Annotated in this window: 23 protein-coding genes; 6 read left to right on the top strand and 17 right to left on the bottom strand. The window is 67.8% G+C overall.

Going from position 1 to position 23,868, the window contains the following annotated elements; all coding sequences use genetic code 11:
* Positions 1 to 178 precede the first annotated feature (178 nt).
* The 5 genes from LGN17_RS10695 to LGN17_RS10675 all read right to left on the bottom strand — a co-directional run bounded on the left by LGN17_RS10695 (position 179) and on the right by LGN17_RS10675 (position 6,666).
* Entirely contained in the window at positions 179 to 1,024 is an 846-nt protein-coding gene (locus LGN17_RS10695; RefSeq protein ID WP_226196653.1) for an alpha/beta fold hydrolase, read from the bottom strand.
* Positions 1,025 to 1,264: 240 nt separating this feature from the next.
* Positions 1,265 to 3,748, bottom strand: a complete 2,484-nt coding sequence (locus LGN17_RS10690) for a DNA internalization-related competence protein ComEC/Rec2 (protein WP_226196651.1) — start codon at positions 3,746 to 3,748, stop codon at positions 1,265 to 1,267.
* 57 nt (positions 3,749 to 3,805) lie between these two features.
* Positions 3,806 to 4,594, bottom strand: a complete 789-nt coding sequence (locus LGN17_RS10685; protein WP_226196649.1) for a TatD family hydrolase — start codon at positions 4,592 to 4,594, stop codon at positions 3,806 to 3,808.
* 67 nt (positions 4,595 to 4,661) lie between these two features.
* Positions 4,662 to 5,420, bottom strand: coding sequence for a lipoprotein-releasing ABC transporter ATP-binding protein LolD (gene lolD / locus LGN17_RS10680; RefSeq protein WP_084636025.1), 759 nt, complete (start codon positions 5,418 to 5,420; stop codon positions 4,662 to 4,664).
* Positions 5,413 to 6,666: a lipoprotein-releasing ABC transporter permease subunit gene (locus tag LGN17_RS10675; RefSeq protein WP_226196647.1), complete on the bottom strand. Its 1,254-nt coding sequence runs from the start codon at positions 6,664 to 6,666 to the stop codon at positions 5,413 to 5,415. The genes lolD and LGN17_RS10675 overlap by 8 nt, the downstream gene beginning before the upstream one ends.
* A 162-nt stretch (positions 6,667 to 6,828) precedes the next feature.
* Here LGN17_RS10675 and LGN17_RS10670 point away from each other — a divergent pair, with 162 nt between their 5' ends.
* From LGN17_RS10670 to LGN17_RS10650, 5 genes are all read left to right on the top strand, one after another.
* On the top strand, positions 6,829 to 7,893 hold the full coding sequence (locus LGN17_RS10670; protein WP_226196644.1) for a regulator: 1,065 nt from the start codon (positions 6,829 to 6,831) through the stop codon (positions 7,891 to 7,893).
* Between the two features lie 14 nt (positions 7,894 to 7,907).
* Positions 7,908 to 9,605 (top strand): single-stranded-DNA-specific exonuclease RecJ, encoded by a 1,698-nt coding sequence (gene recJ, locus LGN17_RS10665; protein ID WP_226196641.1) that lies wholly within the window; start codon positions 7,908 to 7,910, stop codon positions 9,603 to 9,605.
* A 149-nt stretch (positions 9,606 to 9,754) separates the two neighbouring features.
* A protein-coding gene (prfB, locus tag LGN17_RS10660; RefSeq protein WP_105749870.1) for a peptide chain release factor 2 occupies positions 9,755 to 10,859 on the top strand; the annotation gives its coding sequence in 2 pieces (ribosomal slippage) (positions 9,755 to 9,835 and positions 9,837 to 10,859; 1,104 coding nt in all).
* A gap of 81 nt (positions 10,860 to 10,940) precedes the next feature.
* Positions 10,941 to 12,467, top strand: a complete 1,527-nt coding sequence (lysS, locus tag LGN17_RS10655; RefSeq protein ID WP_175953513.1) for a lysine--tRNA ligase — start codon at positions 10,941 to 10,943, stop codon at positions 12,465 to 12,467.
* Between the two features lie 348 nt (positions 12,468 to 12,815).
* Complete coding sequence (locus LGN17_RS10650) at positions 12,816 to 13,544, top strand: glycine zipper 2TM domain-containing protein (protein WP_226196638.1); 729 nt, start codon at positions 12,816 to 12,818, stop codon at positions 13,542 to 13,544.
* A 121-nt stretch (positions 13,545 to 13,665) separates the two neighbouring features.
* Here the strand turns inward: LGN17_RS10650 and iscX are convergent, their stop codons facing one another.
* The 12 genes from iscX to LGN17_RS10590 form a co-directional block, all read right to left on the bottom strand.
* Positions 13,666 to 13,875 (bottom strand): Fe-S cluster assembly protein IscX, encoded by a 210-nt coding sequence (iscX, locus tag LGN17_RS10645; protein WP_021157676.1) that lies wholly within the window; start codon positions 13,873 to 13,875, stop codon positions 13,666 to 13,668.
* A 19-nt stretch (positions 13,876 to 13,894) separates the two neighbouring features.
* Entirely contained in the window at positions 13,895 to 14,236 is a 342-nt protein-coding gene (gene fdx, locus LGN17_RS10640) for an ISC system 2Fe-2S type ferredoxin (protein WP_006478392.1), read from the bottom strand.
* 88 nt (positions 14,237 to 14,324) lie between these two features.
* Positions 14,325 to 16,193, bottom strand: coding sequence for a Fe-S protein assembly chaperone HscA (gene hscA, locus LGN17_RS10635; RefSeq protein ID WP_226196636.1), 1,869 nt, complete (start codon positions 16,191 to 16,193; stop codon positions 14,325 to 14,327).
* 54 nt (positions 16,194 to 16,247) lie between these two features.
* On the bottom strand, positions 16,248 to 16,775 hold the full coding sequence (gene hscB / locus LGN17_RS10630) for a Fe-S protein assembly co-chaperone HscB (RefSeq protein ID WP_175238573.1): 528 nt from the start codon (positions 16,773 to 16,775) through the stop codon (positions 16,248 to 16,250).
* 97 nt (positions 16,776 to 16,872) lie between these two features.
* Entirely contained in the window at positions 16,873 to 17,196 is a 324-nt protein-coding gene (gene iscA / locus LGN17_RS10625; RefSeq protein WP_011885413.1) for an iron-sulfur cluster assembly protein IscA, read from the bottom strand.
* Between the two features lie 65 nt (positions 17,197 to 17,261).
* Positions 17,262 to 17,669 (bottom strand): Fe-S cluster assembly scaffold IscU, encoded by a 408-nt coding sequence (gene iscU, locus LGN17_RS10620; RefSeq protein ID WP_006481982.1) that lies wholly within the window; start codon positions 17,667 to 17,669, stop codon positions 17,262 to 17,264.
* Between the two features lie 68 nt (positions 17,670 to 17,737).
* Positions 17,738 to 18,961 (bottom strand): IscS subfamily cysteine desulfurase, encoded by a 1,224-nt coding sequence (locus LGN17_RS10615; RefSeq protein WP_175953522.1) that lies wholly within the window; start codon positions 18,959 to 18,961, stop codon positions 17,738 to 17,740.
* A 64-nt stretch (positions 18,962 to 19,025) separates the two neighbouring features.
* On the bottom strand, positions 19,026 to 19,565 hold the full coding sequence (iscR, locus tag LGN17_RS10610; protein ID WP_009691731.1) for a Fe-S cluster assembly transcriptional regulator IscR: 540 nt from the start codon (positions 19,563 to 19,565) through the stop codon (positions 19,026 to 19,028).
* A gap of 114 nt (positions 19,566 to 19,679) precedes the next feature.
* The gene (locus LGN17_RS10605) at positions 19,680 to 20,162 is read right to left on the bottom strand and encodes a low molecular weight protein-tyrosine-phosphatase (RefSeq protein ID WP_226196634.1); all 483 of its coding nucleotides are present in this window, start codon (positions 20,160 to 20,162) and stop codon (positions 19,680 to 19,682) included.
* Between the two features lie 101 nt (positions 20,163 to 20,263).
* Positions 20,264 to 20,491 (bottom strand): hypothetical protein, encoded by a 228-nt coding sequence (locus LGN17_RS10600; protein ID WP_069248357.1) that lies wholly within the window; start codon positions 20,489 to 20,491, stop codon positions 20,264 to 20,266.
* Positions 20,492 to 20,620: 129 nt separating this feature from the next.
* Positions 20,621 to 22,033 carry a lactate utilization protein B gene (locus tag LGN17_RS10595; RefSeq protein WP_226196631.1) on the bottom strand — a complete coding sequence of 471 codons (1,413 nt, stop codon included), beginning with the start codon at positions 22,031 to 22,033 and terminating at the stop codon, positions 20,621 to 20,623.
* 35 nt (positions 22,034 to 22,068) lie between these two features.
* Positions 22,069 to 22,791 (bottom strand): (Fe-S)-binding protein, encoded by a 723-nt coding sequence (locus LGN17_RS10590; protein WP_226196629.1) that lies wholly within the window; start codon positions 22,789 to 22,791, stop codon positions 22,069 to 22,071.
* A 183-nt stretch (positions 22,792 to 22,974) separates the two neighbouring features.
* Here LGN17_RS10590 and LGN17_RS10585 point away from each other — a divergent pair, with 183 nt between their 5' ends.
* Positions 22,975 to 23,784 carry an IclR family transcriptional regulator gene (locus LGN17_RS10585; RefSeq protein WP_175969433.1) on the top strand — a complete coding sequence of 270 codons (810 nt, stop codon included), beginning with the start codon at positions 22,975 to 22,977 and terminating at the stop codon, positions 23,782 to 23,784.
* Positions 23,785 to 23,868: the final 84 nt, after the last annotated feature.

The following is a 23,868-nucleotide window of genomic DNA, read 5'->3' as shown; positions in this document are numbered from 1 at the left end:
CTGGATGCTCGCGGGAAAAACGGATTATACCGTAAAGCCCGCCCTTCTCTCAGCAATTGACTCGATGATCGCGCCCTTTCCCGCCCACCCGAACCGGCCGTGCGCGCCGGGGCCAAGCCGCCCGCCGGCCGGTGCAACCGTGCGTGCCGGGGCGCGCGCCCGGCCGCCGCATCGCGCGTCAGGCGCGCTTCGCGAGCGGGGTGGCGCCCTGTGACACTTCACCCTCGACCGCCTTCAGCGAATTCAGCATCCGCTGCAATGCGCGGGCGGTCTCGAGCGGCCGCTCCATCGGGAACAGGTGACTGCCTTCCAGCCATTCGACGCGGCCGCGCGCCGCGCGGCGCGTCGCATCGAGCCCGACCTGGCGCACCTCGCGCGACCGCGTGCCGGCGAGAAAACCGAGCGGCACCGGCGCGCCGCGCGCGAGCCGCGGGCCGAGCGTGTGCGGCAGCGTCCGGTAGATCAGGTATTCGACCTGCCGGTCGAACGCGAGCGCCCGCTCGCCGTCGGCGCCGGCTTGAGGAATCCCGTAGTCGATGTAGTCGGCCAGCATCCGTTCGTCCCAACGCGCGAACGCCGGTTTCTCGCGGAAGTGCCGCCAGGCTTCGTCGCGGCTCGCCCAGCGCGTGCGCCGGTTGCGCGTCGCGGCCGCCGGCGACAGCCGCTCGTCGAGCCCCGCCCACTGGCTCGCACGCAATGCGCCGGCGCGCCAGCCCGCGATGATCGGCGAATCGATCATCACGACGCCGCGCACCCATTGCGGCTTCTTCAGCGCAGCCATCAGCGACAGGTAGCCGCCGAGCGAATGGCCGACGAGCCAGACGGGACGCTCGTAGCGGCTGCCGATGTCGTCGAGCAGTTGCTCGACGAGATGCGGCCAGTCGCGCGTCACCGGGTAGCGGCGGTCGTGGCCGATCCGTTCGATGTAGCGCAGCTCGTAGTCGTCGGCCAGTTCGGCGAAGATCGTCCTGTACGTCGACGCCGGAAAGCCGTTCGCATGCGAGAAATGGAGGATGTCCTTCAAACGCCGATGTCTCCTTTGTCGACCGGAGTGGTTGCTTGAGTGCCTACTCCGGTCTTATGCTTCGCTGTTGGCGGGAGTTGGCGCTTCAGCACTGACTCTCGCCCCCATGCTTCGCTGTCGGCCGGGGTTAGTGCTTTAGCGCTTACTCCGGTCTTATGCTTCGCGGCCTGCCGGGCCCATGCTTCGGCATCGTGCGCGGAGCCCTGGCCTCGTTTCCCGATACGCCGGCTCTCGCCGCGCTCACCGATCCATCCAGTACCGTCGCCGAACGTCACGATGACGCTCGAACGCAAACCCGCCGTCGGCCGGCGCGACGTCGAACCGCACCGCGCCATCTCGATCGGTGCGCGGCAACGGAATCCCGCGCGCCGCGTAACGGGCGAGAACCGTGCGGTGCGGATGCCCGAAACGATTGCGATAGCCTACAGGAAATACTGCGACGCGCGGCCCGACCGAATCGAGGAAAGGCTCGACCGACGACGTGCGGCTGCCGTGGTGCGGAACGACCAGGATCTGCGCGGCCAGCGCGTCGCGTGCGGCGTCCACGAGCTGGCGTTCGGCGCGTGCCTCGATGTCCCCCGTCAACAGCGCGGACGTGCCGCCCGCATCGATGCGCAGCACGCACGATTGCCCGTTCGACGCGCCCGTCCCCGGGCCGCCCGATGGCCAGAGCATCGTGAAGACGACGCCATCCCAGGTCCAGCGCTGCCCGGTCGCGCACGGCAGACGGTCGGCCACGCCGGCGGCCGCCGCCTCGCGCCACAGCCGGCTCTTCGGCGGGATGCCGGCCAGCAACTGGCGCACGTCGGCCGCCGCATAGACGGCCGGTGCGCCGCCCGCGTGATCGGCATCCGCGTGACTGAGCACGAGAGAATCGATCACCGCGATGCCGCGTGCCCGCAATGCCGGCGCGACGATCCGTGCGCCGGCATGAGTCGACTCCGCTCCCGGCCCGGCATCGAACAGCAAGGTTCGCCGCGCGGTCTCCACCAGCACCGACGCGCCCTGCCCGACGTCGAGCACGGTGAGCCGGAAGCCACCCGGCGGCGGCGCATCGGATGCCGGCGCGACGAGCGGCAGCCACGTGAGCGGCGCCGCCCAGCGCAACGGCCAGCCGCGCGGCATCAGCACCCATGCGACGCCCACGCACGCAAGCGCGAGTACCGGCCAGTCGGGCATGCGCAGCCAGAACACGCCGGCCGGCCAGTCGGCGAGGTGCCCGAGCAGCGTCATCATCGGTTCGAGCGCCGCATGCGCAAGCCGGAACGCGTACGCATCGAGCGGTGCGGGCAGCGCGATGCCGGTCAGCACGACCGGCGTGACGACCGAGCTGACCCAGGGAATCGCGAACGCATTGCCGAACGGTCCCGACAGGGACATCTGCGCGAACCATGCGGCCGTCAACGGCGCGAGACCGATCGTCACCGCGTACTGCACGCGCGTGGCCTCGGCGATACGGCGCCCGGCGCGTGCACCCCACGCACGCAATCGGCTCGACAAACCGGCCGCGCCGGCGTCCTCCTCGCTTTGCGCATCGGCCTCGCGCGCGGCCCGCCAGCCGGCGACGGCCAGCAGGATCACGGCAACCGCCCCGAACGACAACCAGAATCCGGCCGACAGCACGGCCCACGGGTCGGCAAGCAGCACGCCGCCGAGCGCCGTGCACAGCACTGCGGAAGCCGGTACGCTGCGCCCGGCCAGGTACGCGATGCCGCCGGCCGCGATCATCCACCACGCGCGCTGCGCCGGCACGTTGAAGCCGGCAAGCGCCGCGTAGCCGGCCGCGGCCGCCAGCGCGGCGAGCGCGGCCGCGTACGGTGCCGGCAGCACGAGGGTCGCGGCCCGTGCGCGCCAGCGCAGACGGCGCCAGACCATCGACACGAGCCCGCCCGCGATCGCGCCGACGAGCCCGACATGCAGACCCGAGATCGCGACCAGGTGGCTCGTGCCCGTGCTGCGCAGCACACGCCAGTCGTCGTCGCCAATGCCGGACTGATCGCCGATCGCGAGCGCGGCGACGATGCCGCGATGACCCGCGTCGTCTCCCAGCGTCTCGCCGATACGTGCGCGCAGCGCGTCGCGCAGCCGATCGATCGACGCACGCCATCCCGATGCGCACGCATCGAGCAATACCGCCCGCCGGGGCGCGCTGACATACCCGATCGCGCGAATGCCTGCGGCAAGCCACGCCGCCTCGCTGTCGCGCACGCCGGGATTGGCCTCGGCATGCGGGCGCTTCAGGCGCACGACGAAACGCCAGCGCTGTGCGGCGCGCAGATCGGGCAGCGCGTCGCGTGCCGCTCCTGCGCCATAGGCACGCCACGACAGCCTGATCAACGGCGGAAAGCGGGCCAGCCCCGCATCGTTCGACTCGACCGCGAACAGCAGCCGCGCGCCTGTCTCGTCGACCACGGGCAGCCCTCGAATCACGCCCGTGACGACGATGTCGCGCCCTTCCCACTCGACGGGCAGGCTGTCGGCCAACCGCCATTCGGCCCGCGCGGCCGCATAGCCGAACCCGACGACGCAGGCCGCGAGCGCGCACAGCATCCGTCCGAACGCGACGGTCGTACGCGTGCGCCGGCGGCGCATGCTCCACGCGCCCAGCACCACGCAGCCCGCGAGCACGGCCGCTCCGATCGTCCATGCGAGCGCACCCGGCAGCGCCGCCTGCCGCTGCAGTACGACCACGCCGAGCGCGAACGCGATCCACCACACGCGCATCGCCCCTCCTCGTCGACCCGGCACCGCCATAGAGAATACGGCGCCTTCCGGCAACGATTATGCGGACGAAAGTGCGAGTCGCGGCAACGCGACGAGCGCGTTAGCCGAAGTGGATAGGCCAAGTGAACTGGCGTCGATCCCGCGCAATTCGGCAAGCGCGTCGCCGATGCGCGGCACCTGGTCGGGCGAGTTGCGGGATTTGTAGGCCCATTCGGGCGCGATGTCGGGTGCGTCCGTCTCGACGACGATCGCCTCGAGCGGCAACTGCGCCGCGAGCCGGCGGATCTGCAGCGCACGCGTGAAGGTCACGTTGCCGCCGAAGCCGAGATGCAGCCCGTGCGCGAGATACGCTTCGGCCTGCTGGAAACTGCCGTTGAACGCATGCGCGATGCCGCGCCGCACGCCGAAACGGCGCAGCCCGGCGAGCACACGATCCTGCGACTTGCGCACATGGCACAGCACGGGCAAGTCGAATTCGCGCGCGAGCTTGAGTTGCCCCTGGTAAAAGAACTGCTGCCGGTCTTCGTCGAGCCCCGGCACGAAATAGTCGAGCCCGATCTCGCCGATCGCGACAAAGCGCGGATCGTCGAGGCTCGCCTCGATCTCCATGCGCAGCAGGTCGAGATCCTCGTCGCGTGCGCGTGGCGTATACATCGGATGGATGCCGAGCGCATAGGCCGCGCCCGGCGTGCGTTGCGCGAGCTCGCGCACCGTCGTGAAGTTGTCGCGCCCGACGCTCGGGATCACGATGCGCGACACGCCGGCCGCGCGCGCCGCGTGCGCGACCGCGTCGCGGTCGGCGTCGAACTCGGCGGCATCGAGATGGCAGTGCGTGTCGATCCACATGGCGGCAGTCCTGCGCCCTGGCGCCGCACGGGGACGAACCCGGCAGCCGGCCAAGCGCGTTCGCTTCTTACACCGGCAGCGCCGGCTCCTCGTGCAGCACGCCGTCGCGCAGCCGCATGATGCGGTCGCAGCGCGCGGCGAGATCGGGATCGTGCGTGACGATCACGAAGCTCGTTTCGAGCGTCTCGGACAGTTCGAGCATCAGGTTGAACACTGTATCGGCCGTCGTGCCGTCGAGGTTGCCGGTCGGCTCGTCGGCGAGCACGCACGCGGGCTTCGTGACCAGCGCGCGCGCGATCGCGACGCGTTGCCGCTCGCCGCCCGACAGCTCGCCCGGACGGTGCTTCGCACGCGGGCCGAGACCGACGCGCTCGAGCATCGCCTGGGCCTGCTCGCGTGCGTCCTCGGTCGTCATCCGGCGGATGCGCAGCGGCATCGCGACGTTGTCGAGCGCGGTGAACTCGGGGAGCAGGTGATGAAACTGGTACACGAAGCCGAGCGCACGGTTGCGCAGTTCGTTGCGCTCGCGCTCGGCAAGTTGCGTAAACGGCTTGCCGAGCAGCGACACCTCGCCCGCGCTCGGCTCGTCGAGCCCGCCCAGCACATGCAGCAGCGTGCTCTTGCCGGAACCCGACGCACCGACGACCGCGAGCTTCTCGCCGCGCCGTACCGTCAACTCGGTATTGTTGAGCACCTGCACGTTGAAGCCGCCCTGCACGAACGCCTTCGTGATCCCGCGCGCCTGAAGCACGTATTCCTGCATACCTGCCGAATCCTGTCTGTTGTGTTGTCGTGAATCCGCGAATGCGGTCGCGCGATCATTCATAGCGAAGCGCCTCCGCCGGCTTCACCTTCGCGCCGCGCCAGCTCGGATAGAGTGTCGCGACCGCCGACAGCGCGAACGCGATCAGCCCGATCCGGATCACGTCGCTCGCGACGAGTTCGGACGGCAGCTCGCTGATGAAGTACACGGACGGCGGCAGGAACTGCACGCCGAACAGATGCTCGATCATCGGGATCAGCCACGGGATGCTCCAGGCGATCAGGCAGCCGAGCGCGACGCCGGACGCCGTGCCGACGAAGCCGATCGTCACGCCCTGCACGACGAAGATCTTCATGATCGACCCCGGCTGCGCGCCGAGCGTGCGCAGGATCGCGATGTCGGCCTGCTTGTTGGTCACCGTCATCACGAGCGACGACACGAGGTTGAACGCGGCCACCGCGATGATCAGCGTGAGGATGATGAACATCATTCGCTTCTCGATCTGCACGGCCGAGAACCACGTCTTGTTCTGCTGCGTCCAGTCGCGGATGTACAGGCTGCCCGACAGCGTATGCGACAGCTCGACCGCAACCTGCGGCGCCTGCTGCATGTCCTTCAGCCGCAGCCGCACGCCGGTCGGCGCCGTCATCCGGAATAGTGCCTCGGCGTCGCGGATGTTGATCATCGCGAGCGTGCTGTCGTATTCGTAGTGGCCCGACTCGAACACGCCGACCACCGTGAACTGCTTCAGCCGCGGCATCATGCCGGCCGGCGTGATCGACCCTTCCGGCGCGACCAGCGTGACCTTGTCGCCGACCGTCACGCCGAGGTTGCCCGCGAGCGCATCGCCGAGCACGATGCCGAACTGGCCCGGCACGAGCGCGCCGAGCTGGCCCGCCTTCATGTCCTTGCCGATGTCCGACACCTGCGGCTCGAGCGTCGGCTCGACGCCGCGCAGCATCACGCCGCTCACCGCGTCCTGGCGGGTCAGCAGCGCCTGCGCGTCGACGTACGGCGCCGCGCCGATCACCGACGGATTGCGGCGCGCTTCCTGCGCGGTCAGTTGCCAGTCGGGCATCGAACCCGTCGGCGAGAACACCTCGACGTGCGCGAGCACCGACAGCATGCGGTCGCGCACTTCCTTCTGGAAGCCGTTCATTACCGACAGCACGACGATCAGCGCGGCGACGCCGAGCGCGATCCCGAGCATCGACACGAGCGCGATGAAGGAAATGAAGCCGTTACCGGTCGTGCGTTTGCCGGCGCGCGTGTAGCGCCAGCCGATCTGCCATTCGTACGGAAGTTTCAAGCGAATCCTTTCTGCTGGTTACGGCGGGGAGGCGCCCCGCAGCCGGACCGCCGCCCGGTGGCGGCCACCGGCCCGGGCACGGTCGAAAAACGGCCGCCGGACGCGAACGGGCCGTCAGCCGGCCCGATCACGCGCGCAGTTTGCCATACAATGCGCACCATCATGCACGACCGACGCCTCCATTTTCTCGTTCCGTTCGCGCTGCCGTCGGCGGCCGACGCGGCCTCGTCCCTGCACACGCTGGACAGCCCCGCGCTCGAAAAGTTGCTCGCCCGCGCGAGCCTCGTCGAGCGCGTGACCGGCGAGGACTTCCAGCGCACGCTGCCACACGAGCGCTGGCTGGCCCGCCAGTTCGGCGCAACCCACGGCAACGCCGCCGACGAGGCGCCGCTCGCGCCCTACATGCTGCTGGCGGACGGCGGCGACCCCGGCGCACACGCGTGGGCCTGCGTCGAGCCCGTCCACGTCGAAATCGCGCACGATCACCTGGTGCTCGTCGATCCGGCGGCCCTCGCGCTCGACGACGGAGACGCAGCCGCGCTGCTCGCGGTCGCGCGGCCGCTGATCGAGGAACTCGGCGTCCGGCTCGAGGCCCCGAACCCGTCACGCTGGTATCTGTCGAGCGAGCAGCTCGTCCGCCTCGCCGGCGCCGCGCCGCTGCGCGCGAGCGGCCGCAACATCGAGATCTGGCTGCCGCACGAGGCACATACGGGCGAGCGCTCGCGGATGTGGATGAAGCTGCAGAACGAAGTGCAGATGGCGTGGTTCCAGCACCCGGTCAACGAGGCCCGCGAGGCGCGTGGCCTGCCGGCCGTCAATTCGATCTGGTTCCATGCGCAAGGCACGCTGAAGCCGGTCGGCAAGCCGTTCGCGCGCGTGCTGTCGGCCTCGCCCTCGGCGCTCGGCCTCGCGCGCGCCGCGCACGCCGACGCCGGTGCGCCGCCTGCCGCGTTCGGCACGCTGCCCGCCGCCGATGGCGCGACGCTCGTCGAACTGCCGGCGCTGACCACCCCGTTCATCGCGCAGGACTGGGCGCGCTGGCACGACGGACTCGCCGCGCTCGAGCGCGACTGGTTCGCGCCGGCCCTCGCCGCACTGCAGAGCGGCGAGCTCGCGAGCGTCGATTTCACGCTGTGCGGCGACACGAGTTCCGTAACGCTGCACGCGACGCGCGGCGACCTGCGCAAGTTCTGGCGCCGCCGCGCGCTGGCCTCCCTGTTCGAATAACAAGCAGACCCCGTATGACCCGGATCGTTACCCGCCCCGTCGCGCCCGCCGACGCCGAAGTGCTCGCGCGCCACGGCCTGCATCCCGTCCTTGCGCGCCTGTACGCGTCGCGCGGCGTGCAGTCCCCCGCCGACATCGAGACCGCACTGGCGCGGCTCGTTCCGCCCACCGAGCTGAAAGGCTGCGCCGACGCGGCATCGCTGCTCGCCGATGCAATCGCCGACAAGCGGCGCCTGCTCGTCGTCGCCGACTACGACTGCGACGGCGCGACCGCCTGCGCGGTCGCGGTGCGCGGGCTGCGGATGTTCGGCGCGCAGATCGACTACCTGGTGCCGAACCGTTTCGAATACGGCTACGGCCTCACGCCCGAGATTGTCGAACTCGCCGCCGCGCGCAAGCCCGACCTGCTGATCACCGTCGACAACGGGATCGCGAGCGTCGCGGGCGTCGAAGCCGCGAACGCACGCGGCATCGACGTGCTCGTGACCGATCACCACCTGCCCGGCGACGCGCTGCCCGCCGCGCGCGCGATCGTCAACCCGAACCAGCCCGGCTGCGCGTTCCCGAGCAAGCACCTCGCCGGCGTCGGCGTGATGTTCTACGTGCTGCTCGCGCTGCGCGCCGAGCTGCGCCGCCGCGGCGCCTTCGCGAGCAAGGAAGCCGAGCCGCGCCTCGACGGCCTGCTCGATCTCGTCGCGCTCGGCACCGTCGCCGACGTCGTGCGGCTCGACGGCAACAACCGCGTGCTCGTCGCGCAGGGACTGCAGCGCATCCGCAACGGCCGCATGCAGCCGGGCGTCGCAGCGCTGTTCCGCGCCGCCGCGCGCGAGGCGCGCACGGCATCGGGCTTCGATCTCGGCTTCGGCCTCGGCCCGCGCCTGAACGCCGCCGGGCGGCTCTCCGACATGTCGCTCGGTATCGAGTGCCTGATCACCGACGACATCGGCCGCGCGTGGGATCTCGCGCAGCAGCTCGACGTGATGAACCGCGAACGCCGCGAGATCGAGGCCGGCATGCAGCAGCAGGCGCTCGCCGATCTCGCCGATGTCGATCCTGCCGACGCGTGCACGATCACCCTCTTCAACCCCGAGTGGCACCAGGGCGTGATCGGCATCGTCGCCGGCCGGCTCAAGGAAAAATTCCACCGCCCGTCGTTCACGTTCGCGCACGCGGACGAGGAGGGCAAGCGGGTAAAGGGTTCGGGCCGCTCGATTCCCGGTTTCCACCTGCGCGACGCGCTCGACCTCGTGTCGAAACGCGAGCCGGACCTGATCGTCGCGTTCGGCGGCCACGCGATGGCGGCCGGCCTCACGCTCGACACCGAGAACGTGCCACGCTTCGCGGCCGCGTTCGAGGCCGTGGCGCGCGAGTGGCTGTCCGACGATGCGCTTGCCCGCGTGATCGAGACCGACGGCGAACTCGAGGACGCGTACTTCACGCCGCAGTTCGTCGGGCTGCTCGACGAAGCCGTCTGGGGGCAGGGTTTTCCGGCCCCGCTTTTCTCGGGCGAATTCGACGTCGTGTCGCAGTCGCTCGTGAAGGAAAAGCACCTGAAGCTGCAGCTTGCACGCGGCCGGCAGCGCTTCAACGCGATCTGGTTCAACCACACGGAGCCGCTGCCGGAGAGCGCACTGGTCGCCTACCGCCTCGTCGCCGACACGTGGAACGGCGTCACGCGCGTCCAGCTGATCGTCGAACACGCAGCCGGCTGAGCGCGGGCCGCCCGGCCCGCGACGCCCGTCGACGCATGCGCACCGCGCCGGACGCCGCCGCGCGCGGGCAGGCACGGTTTGCGCCACCGGGCAACCCTGCCGATCGGCTATAATTCCGCTTTTTTACGAAGCAAGAATAGCGAGCGATCATGGAAGCGGAACGTCTCAACGCGATCGAAAGCTCCCTGCTCGACCTGCGCAACCGCGCAGGCGAGCTCCGGGGGTATCTTTGACTACGACGCCAAAGCTGCGCGTCTGACCGAAGTCAACAAGGAACTCGAAGACCCGAACGTCTGGAACGATTCGAAGAACGCCCAGGCGCTCGGTCGCGAGAAGAAGCTGCTCGAGGGCGTCGTCATGACGCTCACCGCGCTCGATAGCGACCTGCGCGACGCGCTCGACCTGTTCGAGCTGGCCCGCGAGGAAGGCGACGAGGACACCCTCGTCGCGTCGGAAGAAGACGCCGCGAAGCTCGAGGCACGCGTCGGCGACATCGAGTTCCGCCGGATGTTCTCGAACCCGGCCGACCCGAACAACTGCTTCATCGACATCCAGGCCGGCGCCGGCGGCACCGAGGCGTGCGACTGGGCGTCGATGCTGCTGCGCCAGTACCTGCGCTACTGCGAACGCAAGGGCTTCAAGGCCGAAGTGCTCGAAGAGTCCGACGGCGACGTCGCCGGCATCAAGAACGCGACGGTCAAGGTGTCGGGCGAATACGCATACGGCTTCCTGCGCACCGAAACGGGCATCCACCGCCTCGTGCGCAAGTCGCCGTTCGACTCGTCGGGCGGCCGCCACACGTCGTTCTCGTCGGTGTTCGTGTATCCGGAAATCGACGACTCGATCGAAGTCGAGATCAACCCGGCCGACCTGCGCATCGACACGTACCGCGCATCTGGCGCGGGCGGTCAGCACATCAACAAGACCGACTCCGCGGTGCGGATCACGCACATGCCGACCGGTATCGTCGTGCAGTGCCAGAACGACCGCTCGCAGCACCGCAACCGCGCCGAAGCGATGGCGATGCTGAAATCGCGCCTGTACGAAGTTGAAATGCGCAAGCGCCAGGCCGAACAGGACAAGCTCGAATCGAGCAAGACCGATGTGGGCTGGGGCCACCAGATCCGTTCGTACGTGCTCGATCAGAGCCGCGTGAAGGACCTGCGCACGAACGTCGAAATGAGCAACACGCGAGCCGTCCTCGACGGCGACCTCGACGACTTCATCAGCGCGAGCCTCAAACAGGGCGTGTAAGCGCCGCGGCGCGACCCTGCCGGGTCGCGCCCCCTTGCCCTTCCCGTTTGCGTTGCCGCACCACTCCGAATTCCGACCATCATGACCGAACCGACCCAAACGCAGCCCGCCGTCACCGCGGACGAAAACCAGATCATCGCCGAGCGCCGCGAGAAGCTGCGCGCCCTGCGCGAGCAAGGCGTCGCCTACCCGAACGATTTCCGCCCGACGCATCACGCAGCCGATCTGCAGACGACATTCGCCGACTCGGACAAGGCCGCGCTCGAAGCGAACCCGGTCGAGGTGTCGGTCGCCGGCCGCATGATGCTCAAGCGCGTGATGGGCAAGGCGAGCTTCGCGACGGTGCAGGACGGTTCGGGCCAGATCCAGTTCTTCGTGACGCCGAACGACGTCGGCGCGGAAACCTACGACGCATTCAAGAAGTGGGACCTCGGCGACATCGTGGCCGCGCGTGGCGTGCTGTTCCGCACCAACAAGGGCGAGTTGTCGGTCCAGTGCAAGGAACTGCGCCTGCTGTCGAAGGCGCTGCGCCCGCTGCCGGACAAGTTCCACGGCCTGTCGGACCAGGAAATGCGCTACCGCCAGCGCTATGTCGACCTGATCGTCACGCCGGAAACGCGCGACACGTTCCGCGCGCGCACCAAGACGATCGCGTCGATCCGCAAGTTCATGGATTCGGCCGACTTCATGGAAGTCGAGACGCCGATGCTGCACCCGATCCCGGGCGGCGCGGCCGCGAAGCCGTTCGTCACGCATCACAACGCGCTCGACATGCAGATGTTCCTGCGCATCGCGCCGGAGCTGTACCTGAAGCGCCTGATCGTCGGCGGCTTCGAACGCGTGTTCGAAATCAACCGCAACTTCCGGAATGAAGGCGTGTCGCCGCGTCACAACCCGGAATTCACGATGATGGAGTTCTACGCCGCGTACACCGACTATCGCTGGCTGATGGACTTCACCGAGCAACTGATCCGCCAGGCGGCGATCGATGCGCTCGGCACCGCGACGATCCAGTACCAGGGCCGTGAACTCGACCTCGCGAAGCCGTTCCACCGCCTGACGATCACGCAGGCGATCCAGAAGTACGCACCGGAGTACACCGACGGCCAGCTGTCGGACGACGCGTTCCTGCGCACCGAACTGAAGCGCTTCGGCGTCGACGTCTCGCAGCCGGCGTTCCTGAACGCGGGTATCGGCGCGCTGCAGCTCGCGCTGTTCGAGGAAACGGCCGAAGCGCAGCTGTGGGAGCCGACCTTCATCATCGACTATCCGGTCGAAGTGTCGCCGCTCGCACGCGCATCGGATACGGTGCCGGGCATCACCGAGCGTTTCGAGCTGTTCATGACCGGCCGCGAAATCGCGAACGGCTTCTCGGAGCTGAACGATCCGGAAGACCAGGCCGCGCGCTTCAAGAAGCAGGTCGAGCAGAAGGATGCGGGCGACGAGGAAGCGATGTTCTTCGACGCCGACTACATCCGCGCGCTCGAATACGGGATGCCTCCGACCGGCGGCTGCGGGATCGGCATCGACCGTCTCGTGATGCTGCTGACCGACAGCCCGACGATCCGCGACGTGCTGCTGTTCCCGCATCTGCGCCGCGAGGACTGATCGCTGCGCCCGCGTGTGCGCCGCGCCCTGCGGCGCGCACGCGTCAGCTTTGTAACGACGCGTAAATCCCGCCCGCCGGCGTCCGCCGGCTTTCGATCCTACCCCGTTTTATCCCCTCGTTGCGACGGCCTACCCCGGGTTTTCCCGGTAACGATCGCCCGCGCCCCGCTGCAATTCGTTACACCTTGATACGGCGCGCCCGTCGCCGCTCGACGACACTCCTTTTGCGTCACCACGCATGACCACGGGACCAGAACGAGGCACCGGAACGCCGAGTCTGCTCGACCCCGAAGCGTGGGATCCGGCCCGGCGCCGATGCGCCGATCCGAATCGACATCGGAGAAAAAAATGGACAACCAGAATCAGACCACGCCGCAAAAGCAACGCCTCCACCCGCTCATCGCCACCGCCGCCGGCGCCGTCATCGTCGCCAGCCTCGCGGCGACCGCCGCGATCACCGGTGTGTTCCCGAAGGCCAGCAGCAGCAACGAACAGAACGGCCAGACCCAGGCCGCGCTGATCGCATCGCAGCCGGCCGTCGATACGGCCGCGGCCGCGAGCGCCGCGCTGGCCGCGCAAGCCCAGCAGCAGGCAGCCGAACAGGCCGCCGCGCAGCAGAAGGCGCTTGCGCAGGCCGAACCGAAGCCCGCGCCGCGCCCGGCGACGACGCACCGCCGTCACACGTCGGCGCCGCAGCCGCCGCAATACGCGCAACAGCCGTCGGCGCCTGCCCAGGCGGCCTACTGCCAGAGCTGCGGCACGGTCGTCGCGATCACGCAGACGCGCACGCCGGGGCAGAGCTCCGGGATCGGCGCCGTTGGCGGCGCGGCTGCCGGCGGCCTGCTCGGCAACCAGTTCGGCCACGGCAACGGCCGCACCGCGATGACGATCATCGGCGCGCTGGGCGGCGGTCTCGCCGGCAACCAGGTCGAGAAGCAGGTACGCGCGGAAACCGATTATCAGGTGCAGGTACAGATGGAAAGCGGCGCGACGCGCACGTTCACGTACCACAACCCGCCGCCGTTCGGCCAGGGCCAGCGCGTGCGGATCGAGAACGGCACGCTGGTCGGCGCATAAGCGCCCGCTGCCCGCGCGTCGCACGGGCAAGCGACCTGAAAACGAAAACGGCTCGTGAGCGATCGCTCACGAGCCGTTTTCTCATTTGAGCCGGCGTGCGCCATGGCGGCACACGCCGCGCTCAATCTTCGTCGTCGAAGTCCGATTCGTCGATCCAGTGCGCCTGGATCGCTTCGAGGATCTTCTCGCCGGAATGCTTCGGATCGTCGTCGAAGCCGTCGAGCTCGAGCACCCACTGGCGCAGGTCGACGAAGTTGATCCGCTGCGGGTCGATGTCCGGGTGCTTGTCAGCCAGCGCAATGGCTATTTCACGCGAATCGGTCCATTTCATCGCCTGCCTCCGGTTCCGGTCAGTGGTTTTCCTTCGCGTGGTTGATCGAGTACTTCGGAATCTCGACCACCAGGTCCGAATCTTCCTTCACGATCGCCTGGCACGACAGGCGCGACGTCGGCTCGAGGCCCCACGCCTTGTCCAGCAGATCGTCCTCGTCCTCCTCGGACGGCGTCAGATCGTTAAAGCCCTCGCGGATCACCACGTGGCACGTCGTGCACGCGCACGACTTCTCGCATGCATGCTCGATCTCGATTCCGTGGTCGAGCAGGTTGTCGCAGATACTCTTGCCGGGCGTCGCGTCGATCACTGCGCCATCCGGGCACAGTTCGACGTGAGGCAGCACCACCAGTTGAGGCATGTCCGTTCCGTCAGTCAGGGTGCGGCGCCAGGCGCCGCACGGTTCATTATCGCGCGGGCCGTCGCCGGCCGATGCGCAGTTCGTGAGTTCAGATCTCGTCGAGCCGGCGGCCCGACAGCGCGCGCTTGATGCTCTTGTCCATCCGGCGCGCCGCGAATTCGTCGGTGCCGTCGGCCAGCGCCTTGGTCGCCGCTTCGATCGCGTTCGTATCGTCGCCTTGCGCGACCGCACGCAGCGCCGCGGCCAACGTGTCGACTTGCGTGCGCTCGTCCGTATCGAGCAGTTCGCCGTCGGCCGCCAGCGCAGCCTGCGTCGCCTCGAGCATCCGTTCGGCCTCGACCTGCGCTTCGCGCAGCGCACGTGCGCGCATGTCGATTTCGGCGGTCTTGAAGCTGTCCTCGAGCATCTTCGCGATGTCGTCGTCGGCAAGACCGTACGACGGCTTCACGACGACCGATGCCTCGACGCCCGACAGCTGTTCGCGGGCGAACACCGACAGCAGGCCGTCCGCGTCGACCTGGTACGTCACGCGAATGCGTGCGGCGCCGGCCGTCATCGGCGGAATGCCGCGCAGCTCGAAGCGCGCGAGCGACCGGCAATCGGCGACGAGTTCGCGCTCGCCCTGCACCACGTGGATCGCCATCGCGGTCTGGCCATCCTTGAAGGTCGTGAATTCCTGCGCGCGTGCGATCGGAATCGTCGAGTTGCGCGGAATGATCTTCTCGACGAGGCCGCCCATCGTCTCGACACCGAGCGACAGAGGAATCACGTCGAGCAGCAGCCAGTCGTCGCCGGTGCCGCGATTGCCCGCGAGCAGGTCGGCCTGGATCGCCGCGCCGAGCGCGACGACCTGGTCCGGATCGAGGTTCACGAGCGGCGGCTGGCCGAAATATTTCGCGACCGCATCGCGGATCACCGGCATGCGCGTCGCGCCGCCGACGAGCACGACACCCTTGATGTCGGCCGGCGTCACCTGCGCATCGCGCAGCGCCTTGCGGGTCGGCGTGAGCGTGCGCTGCACGAGCGGCTCGACGAGCGACGCGAACGTATCGTGGGAGATCGTCTGCACGAGATGCGCGCCCCCCGACAGCGTGACGTCGAGCGACGCCTGCGGGGCGGACGACAGCGCTTCCTTCAGCACGCGCACACGATCGAGCAGCAGGCGCACGTCCTCGGGCGCGAGCGTCCTCGCATCGATGCCGGCCTGCGCGAGCACGTGATCGAACAGCACATGGTCGAAATCGTCGCCGCCGAGCGCGGAATCGCCGCCCGCGGCCAGCACTTCGAACACGCCCTTCGTCAGCTTCAGGATCGACAGGTCGAACGTACCGCCGCCGAGGTCATAAACCGCGTAGAGGCCTTCGGCCCCGTTGTCGAGACCGTAGGCGATCGCCGCGGCGGTCGGTTCGTTCAGCAGGCGCAGCACGTTGAGGCCCGCGAGGCGCGCGGCATCCTTGGTCGCCTGGCGTTGCGCTTCATCGAAATACGCGGGCACCGTGATCACCGCGCCGACCAGGTCGTCGCCAAGCGAATCTTCCGCGCGATAGCGCAGCGTCGCGAGAATCTCGGCCGACACTTCGACCGGGCTCTTCACGCCGTCGATGGTGCGGATCTGCACCATGCCCGGCGCATCGACGAATTCGTACGGCGCGTTCGCCGCGCCTTCGACCTCGGCCTTGCCGCGGCCCATGAAGCGCTTGACCGACACGATCGTGTTGCGCGGATCGGTCGCGGCCTGCTCTTTCGCCTCATGGCCGATGCGGCGGCCGCCCTTCTCGAGATAGCGGACCACCGACGGCAGCAGCACGCGGCCCGCTTCGTCCGGCAGGACTTCGGGCACGCTGTTGCGCACTGCCGCGACGAGCGAATTCGTCGTGCCGAGATCGATCCCGACGGCGAGTCGCCGCTGATGCGGCGCCGGCGCCATGCCCGGTTCGGAAATTTGCAGTAAAGCCATCTTGGTTCGTTCGGGCGCTCGGCCCGTTTGCTGCGCGTGCCGCAAGGCACGCGGTTAAGTTTCGAGGCGCTCGATCTGCGCGCCCACTTCCGACGCGACCCGTTCGATGAACATCAGCTGGCGCACGGCCTCGGCGGCCGCCTGATCGGCGCCGCTGTCGAGCAGCGTGCCGAGGCGCTCCACGCGCACGCGCCGCTCTTCGCGCAACTCGGCGAGCAGCGCGTCGAGCGCATCGACGTTGCGGGCGGCCGCGGCATCCTCGATGCCCTCGCGCCACTCCATCTGCTGCATCAGGAACGCAGGCTCCATCGCGGTGTTGTTTTCCGCGCCGATATCGACGCCGCGCAGCGACAGCAGATACGACGCGCGCTTCAGCGGATCGCGCAGCGTGCGATACGCCTCGTTCGCGCGGGTTGCCCATTGCATCGCGATGCGCTTCTGCGCGTCGCCGGCCGCCGCGAAGCGGTCCGGATGCACCTGCGTCTGCACCGTCCGATAGGCGGCGTCGAGCGTCGTCTCGTCGAGCGCGAATTGCGCCGGCAGGTGAAACAGGTCGAAGTGGCTGTCTTTCAGCGAGACCATCGTCGCGTTCAATTCCGGTTCGTCGCACGGCAAACGCCGCACATTAAAAAGGCGGCCCGTGCCGCCTCTTGCCCGCATCGCGCGGAGATCCGCGTCGTCACACGCGGAACGATTCGCCGCAGCCGCACTCGTCCTTCACGTTCGGGTTATTGAACTTGAACCCCTCGTTCAGGCCTTCGCGTGCGAAGTCGAGCTCGGTGCCGTCGATGTAGGCCAGGCTCTTCGGATCGACGACGACCTTCACGCCATGGCTTTCGAACACCTGATCCTCGGGAGCCAGCTCGTCGACATACTCGAGCTTGTACGCGAGCCCCGAGCACCCGGTCGTGCGAACGCCAAGCCGCAGGCCCACACCCTTGCCGCGACGGACGAGGTATTTCTGGACGTGCTGTGCTGCTTTTTCGGTCAGTGTAATTGCCATGATGTCCTTGCCGCGACGCGCCACAGGGGCCCGCCGCGTTCCTTCACTCGCGTGCTCGATGCCGCTCAGGCCGCTGCCTGATCGCCTTCCTTGGTGTCGTGACGCTTCTTGTAGTCCGCCACGGCTGCCTTGATCGCATCTTCCGCGAGGATCGAGCAGTGAATCTTCACCGGCGGCAGCGCGAGTTCCTCGGCGATTTGCGTGTTCTTGATCGACAGTGCTTCGTCGAGCGTCTTGCCCTTCACCCACTCGGTGACGAGCGAGCTCGACGCGATCGCCGAACCGCAACCGTAGGTCTTGAACTTCGCGTCTTCGATCACGCCGTCCGCGCCGACGCGGATCTGCAGCTTCATCACGTCGCCGCAGGCCGGCGCGCCGACCATGCCCGTGCCGACCGTGTCGTCGTCCTTCGCGAACGAACCGACGTTGCGCGGGTTTTCGTAGTGATCCAGAACCTTGTTGCTGTAAGACATGACTCAGACTCCTTGACTCGTTACGTCTGCGTGCGCGAATCCGCCCGCGGGTATGTTCAATCCGGCGCTCAGTGTGCGGCCCATTCGATCGTCGACAGATCGATGCCTTCCTGGTGCATTTCCCAGAGCGGCGAGAGTTCGCGCAGCTTCGCGATCTTGCTGTTCAGCAGGTTGATCACGAAGTCGACTTCCTGCTCCGTCGTGAAGCGGCCGACCGTGAAGCGGATCGAGCTGTGTGCCAGCTCGTCGTTGCGGCCGAGTGCACGCAGCACGTACGACGGCTCCAGCGACGCCGACGTGCATGCGGAGCCCGACGACACCGCGACGTCCTTGATCGCCATGATCAGCGACTCGCCTTCGACGAAGTTGAAACTGATGTTGAGGTTGTGCGGGACACGGCGCTCCATGTCGCCGTTCACGTACGTTTCCTCGATCTGCGACAGGCCGCGCAGCAGCTTGTCGCGCAGCATGCGGACGCGCTCGTTTTCCGTCGCCATTTCTTCGCGCGCGATACGGAACGCTTCGCCCATGCCGACGATCTGGTGCGTCGCCAGCGTGCCCGAACGCATGCCGCGCTCGTGGCCGCCGCCGTGCATCTGCGCTTCGATGCGCACGCGCGGCTTGCGACGCACGTACAGTGCGCCGATGCCCTTCGGGCCGTAGGTCTTGTGCGCCGAGAACGACATCAGGTCGACCTTCAGCTTCGCGAGGTCGATCCCGACCTTGCCGGTCGACTGGGCGGCGTCGACGTGGAACACGATGCCCTTCTCGCGGCAGATTTCACCGATCGTCTCGATGTCCTGGATCACGCCGATCTCGTTGTTCACGTGCATCACGGACACGAGGATCGTGTCCGGGCGCAGCGCGGCCTTGAACACGTCGAGGTCGATCAGGCCGTCATCCTTCACGTCGAGGTAGGTGACTTCGAAACCGTCACGCTCGAGCTCGCGGCACGTGTCGAGTACGGCCTTGTGCTCGGTCTTCACCGTGACGATGTGCTTGCCCTTGCCCTTGTAGAAGTTCGCGGCGCCCTTGATCGCGAGGTTGTCCGATTCCGTTGCACCGGACGTCCAGATGATCTCGCGCGGATCCGCGTTCACGAGCGCGGCCACGTTCTCGCGCGCTTCCTCGACCGCACGCTCCGCGTCCCAGCCATACGCGTGGCTGCGCGACGCCGGGTTGCCGAACTGCTCGCGCAGGTACGGCACCATCTTGTCGACCACGCGCGGGTCGACCGGCGTCGTCGCGCTGTAATCCATATAGATGGGCAGGTGGAGAGTGTCTTGGGTCATCTGTCGCTCCGGGAATTCTGTGCAGGGACTATGTGCGTTATGGGGTATGGCGGCGCCTTCGCGCTCACGAACTCGCGATGTTGAACACCGAATTGGGGCCGAGCGGCATCGTGCGCACCGGTTCGGCCGGCGCGGCGACGGGCTCCGGCGTGCGCCGGTCGCGCAGCACCGCAGGGGCGCCCTCGCGAGCGCGCTGCTGATCGACGAGATCCTGCAGCGACACCGAATCGAGGTATTCGACCATCTTCTGGTTCAGCGTCGACCACAGCTCGTGCGTCATGCAATGGCCGTCGGGCTGCTTCGAGCCGTCGCACGTGCCTTTGCCGCCGCACTGCGTGGCGTCGAGCGGTTCATCGACCGCGATGATGATGTCGGCAACGGTGACGTCCTGCGCGCGACGCGCGAGGTTGTAGCCGCCGCCGGGGCCGCGCACGGATTCGACGATTTCATGCCTGCGCAGCTTGCCGAACAGCTGTTCGAGATACGAGAGCGAAATCCGCTGGCGCTGGCTGATGCCTGCAAGCGTCACCGGGCCCTGCTCCTGGCGCAGTGCCAAGTCAATCATCGCCGTGACGGCGAAACGGCCTTTGGTGGTGAGTCTCATGGTGTCTAGGGGACTGCAATCTTGACGATTTTGGTCAAGTATAAATATTTGACGATTTTAGTCAAGTATCCATGTCTTTGAAAGGGTATTCGCAGACCGCTGAATACCGCGCGATCAGCGCTCCGTGCGGGCCCGGAGCGTCTCCAGCAGGCCCGCGCACGCGCGCTCGACCTGATCGAGCACCTGCTCGAAGCCCTGCGCACCGCCGAAATAGGGATCGGCCACTTCGGTTTCGGTCGAATCCGGCGCGAATTCCATCAGCAGGCGCACTTTGTCTTGATACTGCGGCGGACAGCGGCGACGCAACTCCGCGAGATTCGCCTCGTCCATCGCGAGCAGCAGGTCGAAGCGCTCGAAATCTGCCGCGCTCACCTGTCGTGCGCGCAGCGCCGACAGGTCGTAGCCGCGGCCACGTGCGGCAGCCTGCGCACGCGTATCGGGTGACTCGCCGACGTGCCAGTCGCCCGTCCCGGCCGAATCGATCGCGATCCGGTCGGCCAGCGCGGCCGCGTCGACCTGGTGACGCATCACGCCTTCCGCGGTGGGCGAACGGCAGATGTTGCCGAGACAGACGAAGCAGATCGAAACGCGGGTCATCGCACTATCGCAAAGCCGCGGCAAGCCGCGTGGGAGAACAACGCGCCATTATACAAAGGCGGCCGAAATCGCGCCGCCGCGCAAAGCGACGGCGCCATGCGTTACAGCGCCTTCGGCGCGGCGAGCACGACGTCGCCGGATGCCGCCGGCAGCGGCGTCGCCGCGTCGCCGACCAGCCCGAACGACACCGCGCGCGCCAGCTCGGCGGAAGCCTGGTGAACCGCGAGCGGACCACGCGACGGCGCCTCGGCCATCGCATGCAGATAGGCAGCCGCGGCCAGCGGAACGACGATTGCCAGCGGCCAGTACATCGATATTGTCTTTTTCATGATGCGGACCTCCTTGACCCCGTACCCCGGAACCCAATTCCGGGGACTACAGACGGGATTCTATAGACCGCATCTATCGAGATAAATATGCAAATAGCGAACGCACTGTTGTCGCCGGATGAACAGTCGTCAGCCGAGGTGGCTTTGCGACGCCGCGTACAGTTCGCGGAACGTGCGCCCGGTCGGCGTCGGCATGTCGCGCGTGTCCATCCAGCCGCCCATCATCGGCAGGCGTCGCAGCGTGCCGCCGTTGCCGCCCAGCCGCTCGAGGATGCGTACCGCGAGCTTGGTCGTCAGCGCGTACAGCATCGGCCGCCGCGCGACGAAGCCCCACGCGGCGAGCGCCGCGCGCTCGCGCCACGGCCGCAGATGCCGCTCGACCTGCTTCTCGCGCAGCGTGCGCAACAGGTGCGACAGTGGAATCCCGGCCGGGCACACGCTGTCGCATTCCCCGCATAGGGTGGCCGCCTGCGGCAGGTCGAGCGAGCGATCGAGCCCGACGTAGCTCGGCGTCAGCACGGACCCCATCGGCCCCGGGTAGACCCAGCCGTACGCATGGCCGCCAACCTTCTGGTAAACCGGACAATGGTTCATGCATGCGCCGCAGCGGATGCAGCGCAGCATCGCCTGGAATTCGCCGCCGATCAGCCCGGTGCGGCCGCCGTCGACGAGCACCACGTAGTTGTGCTCGGGACCGTCCTCGTCGTCCGGCCCGCGCGGCCCGGTCAGCAGCGAGAAGTAGTTCGACGTCTTTTGCCCCGTCGCGGAGCGCGGCAGCAGGCGCATCGCGGTCGCGAGATCCTCGAGCGTCGGCAGCACCTTCTCGATGCCCGTCACCGCCACATGCACGCGCGGCATCACCGTGCACATCCCCTCGTTCCCTTCGTTCGTCACGATCGCGACCGAACCCGTCTCGGCGATCACGAAGTTGCCGCCCGTCACGCCCATGTCGGCCGACATGAAATGCGGGCGCAGCACCTCGCGCGCCTCGCGCGTCATGTCCGGAATTTCGGTGAGCCGCTCGCGATGGTGCGTGCGCGCGAACAGGTCGGCAATCTCGTCCTTGTCCTTGTGCACGACGGGCGCAATGATGTGGCTCGGCGGCTCGTTGTCATTGATCTGCAGTATGTATTCGCCGAGATCCGTCTCGATCGACTGCACGCCCATCTCCGCGAGCACCGCGTTCAGGCGCATTTCCTCGGACACCATCGACTTGGTCTTGATGACCTTCTTCACGTCGTGACGGCGCGCGATGTCGGCCACGAGCCGCGCGGCATCCGCGGTCGTTTCGGCGAACAGCACCGTCGTGCCGCGCCGCGTCGCCTCGCGCTCGAACGCCTCGAGCCACACGTCGAGGTTCTCCAGCGCGCGGTCGCGGCGGGTCTTCAGTGCGGCGCGCGTGGCCGGGAAGTCGATCGCGGTCATCGCGTCGGCGCGCGCGGACACGAATTTCGTCGACAGCTTCTTCAGGTTCTGCTGCAGGCGCTGGTCGGCGAGCTTCTGGCCGGCGCGCGCCTTGAAATGCATCGATTGGACTTGCATCGCGGTATCGGGGGAAAAGTGAGCGGAACCGGGCGTCAGACGTCGCCCGCCAGCACCTGCGCGACGTGCAGCACGCGCGTGTCGCGGTCGCCGGTGCGGCGCAACCGCCCTTCGATGTTCAGCATGCAGCCGAGATCGCCGAGCACGACGGCGCCCGTACCGGACGCGCGCACGTTCGCGCATTTCTCGTCCGCGATGGCCGCCGAAATGTCGCCGTACTTGATCGCGAACGTGCCGCCGAAGCCGCAACAGTGCTCGCAGTCCTTCATCTCGGTGACCGCGATGCCGCGCTGCGCGAGCAGCGCGCGCGGCTGCGCTTTCACGCCGAGCTCGCGCAGGCCCGAGCACGAATCGTGGTAGGTGACGGGCCCCGTGAATTCGCCCGGCGCGAGCGACACCTTCGCGACGTTCGCCAGGAAGTCGGTCAGTTCGTAGACCTTCTGCTGGAACCGCAGGTAGCGCCCCATCAATTCGGGGTCGTCGCGGAACAGGTCGCCGTAGTGCGCGCGGATCATCCCGCCGCACGAACCCGACGGCGCGACGACGTAATCGAACTGCTCGAACTCGCGCAGCGTCTTTTCCGCGAGATCGCGTGCGAGCGCGCGGTCGCCCGAGTTGTAGGCCGGCTGGCCGCAGCAAGTCTGCGCGGGCGGCACGATCACCTCGTAGCCGGCGTCGCGAATCAGCTTGAGCGCCGAAAAACCGATTTCGGGGCGCATCAGATCGACCAGGCAGGTCACGAACAAACCGACTCGCATACGTGCTCCTTCGAGAAAACGGCTCTCATTATCCGCCGTTTGGCCGGCAAGACCAACGCGGGCTTGCGCGCAAGCCCGCACTGCACGAAACGAGGACTTCCTCGAACGGCGTTCGCTTTTTTCACAATACGAGATACAATCGGCGCAACTCCGCTTGACGCGTCAACCGATTTCTCCCCCGACATGAGCCAACCCACCCCGGATTCAAAAACGTCGATCCAGGTGATCGAACGCATGATGCGGTTGCTGGACGCGCTCGCCGCGCACAGTGACCCTGTCAGCCTGAAGGAGCTTGCGCAGCGCACGGAGCTGCACCCGTCGACCGCGCACCGCATCCTCAACGACATGGTGACCTGCCGTCTCGTCGATCGCTCCGATCCCGGCACGTACCGCCTCGGCATGCGGCTGCTGGAGCTCGGCAACCTCGTGAAGGCGCGCCTGTCGGTACGCGACGCGGCGCTGATGCCGATGCGCGAGCTGCACCGTCTCACCGGGCAGACCGTGAACCTGTCGGTGCGCCAGGGCGATGAAATCGTCTACATCGAGCGGGCATATTCGGAGCGCTCGGGGATGCAGGTCGTCCGCGCGATCGGCGGCCGTGCGCCGCTGCACCTCACGTCGGTCGGCAAGCTGTTCCTCGCGGCAGACGAAACGTCGCGCGTACGCGCCTATGCGACGCGCACGGGGCTATCCGGCCACACGCAGAACAGCATCACCGACATCGCGAAGCTCGAGCGCGAGCTGACGATCGTCCGCCAGCAATCGTGCGCACGCGACAACGAGGAGCTGGAGCTCGGCGTGCGCTGTATCGCGGCCGGCATCTACGACGATTCGGGCAAGCTCGTCGCGGGCCTGTCGCTGTCGGCGCCGGCCGATCGTCTGCAGGATGCATGGCTCGGCCAGTTGAGCCGCACGGCCCTCACCATTTCGGAATCGCTCGGCTACCGGCCGGCGCCCGCGAAGGAGACGGACGGGCTGCAGCGGCAGGCGTAAACCGCTCCCGCGCTCCCAACGAAAAAGCCCCGCGATTGCGGGGCTTTTTTTGGCCGCCGGCGAGGCGGCGAACCGCCGCCCATG

The sequence above is a fragment of the Burkholderia sp. AU30280 genome, assembly GCF_020420125.1.
Taxonomy (GTDB): domain Bacteria; phylum Pseudomonadota; class Gammaproteobacteria; order Burkholderiales; family Burkholderiaceae; genus Burkholderia.
This window is presented reverse-complemented; position numbering and strand designations above follow the sequence as displayed.

What these genes read in the sequence shown, in the direction of transcription:
- LGN17_RS10690 (WP_226196651.1), bottom strand. Translation starts at nt 3,748, where the DNA reads ATGCGCGTGTGGTGGATCGCGTTCGCGCTCGGCGTGGTCGTACTGCAG.
- LGN17_RS10685 (WP_226196649.1), bottom strand. Translation starts at nt 4,594, where the DNA reads ATGTGGATCGACACGCACTGCCATCTCGATGCCGCCGAGTTCGACGCC.
- lolD (WP_084636025.1), bottom strand. Translation starts at nt 5,420, where the DNA reads ATGAATGATCGCGCGACCGCATTCGCGGATTCACGACAACACAACAGA.
- LGN17_RS10670 (WP_226196644.1), top strand. Translation starts at nt 6,829, where the DNA reads ATGCACGACCGACGCCTCCATTTTCTCGTTCCGTTCGCGCTGCCGTCG.
- recJ (WP_226196641.1), top strand. Translation starts at nt 7,908, where the DNA reads ATGACCCGGATCGTTACCCGCCCCGTCGCGCCCGCCGACGCCGAAGTG.
- lysS (WP_175953513.1), top strand. Translation starts at nt 10,941, where the DNA reads ATGACCGAACCGACCCAAACGCAGCCCGCCGTCACCGCGGACGAAAAC.
- LGN17_RS10650 (WP_226196638.1), top strand. Translation starts at nt 12,816, where the DNA reads ATGGACAACCAGAATCAGACCACGCCGCAAAAGCAACGCCTCCACCCG.
- iscX (WP_021157676.1), bottom strand. Translation starts at nt 13,875, where the DNA reads ATGAAATGGACCGATTCGCGTGAAATAGCCATTGCGCTGGCTGACAAG.
- fdx (WP_006478392.1), bottom strand. Translation starts at nt 14,236, where the DNA reads ATGCCTCAACTGGTGGTGCTGCCTCACGTCGAACTGTGCCCGGATGGC.
- hscA (WP_226196636.1), bottom strand. Translation starts at nt 16,193, where the DNA reads ATGGCTTTACTGCAAATTTCCGAACCGGGCATGGCGCCGGCGCCGCAT.
- hscB (WP_175238573.1), bottom strand. Translation starts at nt 16,775, where the DNA reads ATGGTCTCGCTGAAAGACAGCCACTTCGACCTGTTTCACCTGCCGGCG.
- iscA (WP_011885413.1), bottom strand. Translation starts at nt 17,196, where the DNA reads ATGGCAATTACACTGACCGAAAAAGCAGCACAGCACGTCCAGAAATAC.
- iscU (WP_006481982.1), bottom strand. Translation starts at nt 17,669, where the DNA reads ATGTCTTACAGCAACAAGGTTCTGGATCACTACGAAAACCCGCGCAAC.
- LGN17_RS10615 (WP_175953522.1), bottom strand. Translation starts at nt 18,961, where the DNA reads ATGACCCAAGACACTCTCCACCTGCCCATCTATATGGATTACAGCGCG.
- iscR (WP_009691731.1), bottom strand. Translation starts at nt 19,565, where the DNA reads ATGAGACTCACCACCAAAGGCCGTTTCGCCGTCACGGCGATGATTGAC.
- LGN17_RS10605 (WP_226196634.1), bottom strand. Translation starts at nt 20,162, where the DNA reads ATGACCCGCGTTTCGATCTGCTTCGTCTGTCTCGGCAACATCTGCCGT.
- LGN17_RS10600 (WP_069248357.1), bottom strand. Translation starts at nt 20,491, where the DNA reads ATGAAAAAGACAATATCGATGTACTGGCCGCTGGCAATCGTCGTTCCG.
- LGN17_RS10595 (WP_226196631.1), bottom strand. Translation starts at nt 22,033, where the DNA reads ATGCAAGTCCAATCGATGCATTTCAAGGCGCGCGCCGGCCAGAAGCTC.
- LGN17_RS10590 (WP_226196629.1), bottom strand. Translation starts at nt 22,791, where the DNA reads ATGCGAGTCGGTTTGTTCGTGACCTGCCTGGTCGATCTGATGCGCCCC.
- LGN17_RS10585 (WP_175969433.1), top strand. Translation starts at nt 22,975, where the DNA reads ATGAGCCAACCCACCCCGGATTCAAAAACGTCGATCCAGGTGATCGAA.